Raw genomic sequence first — 524 nt, forward strand, 5'->3', positions numbered from 1 at the left:
TCCCCCTGTGTCAGGATAGTTGTCGCCTCTAACTTTTAATAGAGGCAGATAAAATGAGACGTCGATTTACACAAGAATTTAAAGTTCAAGCTGTTGAAAAAGCATTATCTCAATGTGATGATGTTCGCCTAGAAGATATTGCGCTTGATTTAGGCATCGGTTATTCAACCTTGCAACGATGGATCGCGCTTGCTAAAAACCATGAATTTGAAACTAAAAATAATGGTAGTCACATGACAACAGAAAAACGCCCTCATGACTGGAGCTTAGAAGAAAGGCTTAACGCCATTATTGAATGTGCGAGTTTAGATGAAGCAGCTCTTAATGAATATTGCCGTGCTAAGGGGCTTTACCCGCATCATATTAAACAATGGAAGCAAGATTTTGCTAAAGGGCCTTCAACGACGCCCGTAAAATCAGACAGTAAACAGCTCAAACAAGAAATTAAGCAGCTTCAAAAAGAGCTTAATCGTAAAGACAAAGCGTTAGCAGAAACAGCCGCCTTACTCGTACTCAAAAAAAAA

General features: G+C 39.5%; 1 protein-coding gene. It reads left to right on the plus strand.

Annotation, left to right across the window (positions count from 1 at the left end):
- Positions 1-53: 53 nt before the first annotated feature.
- A partial coding sequence (locus I6F45_RS21280) for a transposase (protein WP_197162053.1) occupies positions 54-524 on the plus strand: 471 nt, incomplete at its 3' end.

This window comes from Pseudoalteromonas sp. SWYJZ19 (assembly GCF_015864375.1).
Classification (GTDB): Bacteria; Pseudomonadota; Gammaproteobacteria; order Enterobacterales; family Alteromonadaceae; genus Pseudoalteromonas; species Pseudoalteromonas arctica.